This is a genomic window from Myxococcus virescens, assembly GCF_900101905.1.
GTDB classification, from domain to species: Bacteria; Myxococcota; Myxococcia; order Myxococcales; family Myxococcaceae; genus Myxococcus; species Myxococcus virescens.
Window position 1 is genome coordinate 1 of record NZ_FNAJ01000043.1, and the last position, 3822, is coordinate 3822.

Consider the following 3822-nt stretch of genomic DNA (forward strand, 5'->3'; position numbering starts at 1 on the left):
CGCAGCCCGCTGTTCCAGGTGATGTTGGTGCTGCAGAACGCGCCGGGAGGGGCGGTGAGCCTGCCGGGGCTGAAGCTGGAGGCAGCCGAGTCGTCCGGGAAGACGTCGAAGTTCGACGTGACGTTGGGCTTGGGAGAGTCGAGCGCGGGAGGGCTGTCGGGCGCGATCGAGTTCAACAGCGACCTGTTCGAAGCCGAGACGATGGAGCGGCTCTTGGGGCACTTGCGGGTGCTCCTGGAGACTGCTGTGAGCGCCCCAGAGCTGCCGCTGGCTGAGCTGCCGCTGATGGGCCGTGAGGAGCAGCATCGGCTGGTGAAGGAGTGGCGCGGGACGGCTTCCACGTACCCACGCGATGCCAGCCTGAGTGTCCTCTTCGAGGAACAAGCACAGCGGACGCCGGACGCGGTGGCGGTCGAGTATGAAGACCGTCGGTTGACGTACGCGGAGCTGAACTGGCGATCCAACCAGTTGGCACACCACCTGAGGAGCATGGGGGTGGGGCCTGAGGTGCGGGTGGGCTTGTGCGTGGAGCGCTCGCTGGAGTTGGTGGTGAGCGTGCTGGGCATCCTGAAGGCGGGAGGTGTGTACGTTCCGCTGGATGCCAGCTACCCGCTGGAGCGGCTGACTTGGATGAAGCAGGAGGCGAGCGTCACGCTGCTGGTGGGGCAGCAGAAGTTGCTCGAGTCCATGATGCTCTCCGACACCGAGTCCAGTGTGTGCGTGGATACGGAGTGGGGCGCTCAGATTGCTCATCAGCCAGAAAGCAACCTGCGTTCCAGTGTGGCCGGTGGGCATCTGGCGTATGTGATGTTCACGTCAGGAAGCACGGGGAAGCCAAAGGGCGTAGGCGTGCCGCACAGAGCCGTGTCACGCCTGGTGCTGGGGACGGACTTCGCTCACTTCGGGCCTGAGGAGGTGTGGCTGCAACTGGCGCCCATCTCCTTCGACGCATCGACGCTGGAGGTATGGGGCGCACTGCTGCACGGCGCGAAGCTGGTGGTGTACCCGGCGGGGACGCCGTCACTAGAGGAACTGGGCGGCAAGCTGGAGTCGTCAGGCGTGACGTCGCTATGGCTGACGGCGGCGCTCTTCGAGCAGATGCAGGCGAGGCAGCCGAAGGCGCTGGCCAGCGTCCGCCAATTGCTGGCGGGTGGCGACGCGCTGCCGGTGTCCCGTGTGAAGGAGCGGTTGGCAGCGGGCGGTGTACTCATCAACGGGTACGGCCCGACGGAGAACACAACGTTCTCCAGCACGTACCGGATGGAGAGGCCAGAGGAGGTAGGTGCCTCGGTGTCCATTGGCCGGCCGGTGAAGAACACGGTGGCCTACGTGCTGGACGCGGGGATGCGCCAAGTGCCGGTGGGCGTGCCGGGTGAGCTGTACGTGGGCGGAGACGGGTTGGCAGTGGGCTACGTGGGACGCCCAGAGTTGACGGCGGAGCGCTTCGTACCAAGCCCATTCGGTGAAGGAGAGCGGCTGTACCGCACGGGGGACGTGGTGCGGTGGCTGGGGAACGGGACGTTGGAGTTCCTGGGCCGCGCGGACATGCAGGTGAAGGTGCGTGGGTACCGCATCGAGTTGGGCGAAGTGGAATCGGTACTGGCCCAGCACGGTGGTGTCAACGAAGCCGTGGTGGTGGCACGCGAGGACTCGAACGAAGGCAAGCGACTGGTGGCGTATGTGACAGCGCGCACGGGTACGAGCCTGGAGGCAAGCGCGCTAAGAAGTCACATGAAGCAGCGGCTGCCGGAGTACATGGTGCCGTCAGCGTACGTGGTGCTGGAGTCGCTGCCGCTGACGCCCAACGGCAAGGTGGACCGCAAGGCGCTGCCTGCTCCTGTGGCGATGCTTGGCACGCCTGGTTCCGATTATGTGGCGCCGCGCACTCCCACGGAGGAACTACTCGCTGGGATCTTCTCGCAGGTGCTGGGTGTGGAGCGGGTGGGTTCGAAGGACAATTTCTTCGAGCTGGGCGGCCACTCATTGTTGGCAACACAGATGGTGTCGCGGATTCGGAGCACGTTCCGAATCGAGCTCCCGCTCCGTGAATTGTTCGAGGCTCCCACGCTGTCGCTCCTGTCGGAGAGGGTGGACCATGCCATTCGCACGGGAGTGTCGATCACCGCTCCGCCCCTGAAGCCACGAACGGATGGGAGCTGGGTGTTGCCTCCGTCGTTCGCGCAGCAGCGGCTATGGCTCCTGGACCAGATGGAGCGAGGGAGCGCCTCCTACAATGTGCCGGCCGTCCTTCGGGTCGAGGGGCCGCTCCATGCCGAGGTGCTCGAGCGGAGCTTCGTGGAGCTCGTGCGGCGCCACGAGTCGCTGCGGACGACGTTCAGCACTCGCGATGGAAAACCCGTTCAAGTCATCGCAGCCGAGCCGGTGCTGGCCTTCCGAAGCATGGGGCTGGAGTCATCAGCGGAGGCCGCGCGCCCGGCGGAAGTCGCTCGTCTGATCGAACAGGAAGCACACCAGCGGTTCGATCTCGAACGTGGCCCATTGCTGCGCGTGACGCTCCTGATGCTGTCCGAGCAGGAGCACGTGCTGATCCTCGTGACACACCACATCGTGTCTGATGGGTGGTCCATGGGCGTCCTCGTGCGGGATGTAACTGCACTCTACGAGGCGTTCTTGCAGGGGCGTCCCTCACCGCTACCGGAACTGGCAGTGCAGTACCCGGACTACGCGCTGTGGCAGCGGGAGTGGCTGAAGGGCGAGGTGCTGGAGTCGCAACTCGCATACTGGAAGCGGCAGCTGAAGGGGGCACCCCAATCGCTGGAGCTGCCGACGGATAAACCGCGGCCCGCGGCGCAGAGCTTCCGAGGCGCACATCTCGACCAGTCCTGGCCCCTGGCCTTGTGGGATCGGGTGAAGGCCCTGGCACAGCGCGAAGGAGCAACGCCGTTCATGGTGCTGCTGGCGGCCTTCCAGTTGGTGCTGGCCCGCTACGCGAGACAAGACGACGTGTGCGTGGGGTCGCCCATCGCAGGGCGCACGCAAGGTGAGACGGAAGGGCTGATCGGCTTCTTCACGAACATGCTGGTGCTGCGGACGAAGGTGTCTCCGGAATCGAGCTTCCGTGAGCTGCTCGCGCAGGTGCGAGAGGTGACGCTCGGTGCGTATGCGCACCAGGACGTGCCGTTCGAGAAGTTGGTGGAGGAGCTTCAGCCCGAGCGTGATCTGAGTCGCAGTCCGCTGTTCCAGGTGACGCTGACGCTGCAGAACACGCCCGTGACGGAGGTGAAGCTCGGAGATGGCTTGAGGCTCTCCGGTGTGGAGTCGGAGGGGCGGACGTCGAAGTTGGACCTGTCTCTGGTGATGGAGGAGGTGAAGGACGGCGTCATGGCCATGGTCAACTACAACAGCGACTTGTTCGAGGCCGGGACGATGGACCGGATGCTCGGACACTTGAGGGTGCTGTTGGAGGCCGCCGTCGCTGAGCCGGAGACGCGGCTGGCCGAGCTGCCGCTGATGGGCGGTGAGGAGCAGCAACGGTTGGTGAAGGAGTGGCGCGGGACGGCTTCGACGTATCCGCGCGATGCCAGCCTGAGTGTCCTCTTCGAGGCGCAGGTTCAGCGGACGCCGGACGCAGTGGCGGTGGAGTACGAGGACCAGCGACTGACGTACGCGGAGTTGAATCGCCGTGCGAACCAGCTGGCGCACCACCTGAGAAGCATGGGTGTGGGGCCCGAGGTACGGGTGGGGTTGTGCGTAGAGCGCTCGCTGGAGCTGGTGGTGAGCGTGCTGGGCATCCTGAAGGCAGGGGGCGTGTACGTGCCTTTGGATGCCAGCTACCCGCTAGAGCGACTGGCGTGGATGAAG

The 3822-nt window shown here is 65.3% G+C and carries 1 protein-coding gene; it reads left to right on the top strand.

Annotated elements, in window-relative coordinates:
* A partial coding sequence (locus BLU09_RS37925) for a non-ribosomal peptide synthetase (protein ID WP_143043288.1) occupies nucleotides 1–3822 on the top strand: 3822 nt, incomplete at both ends.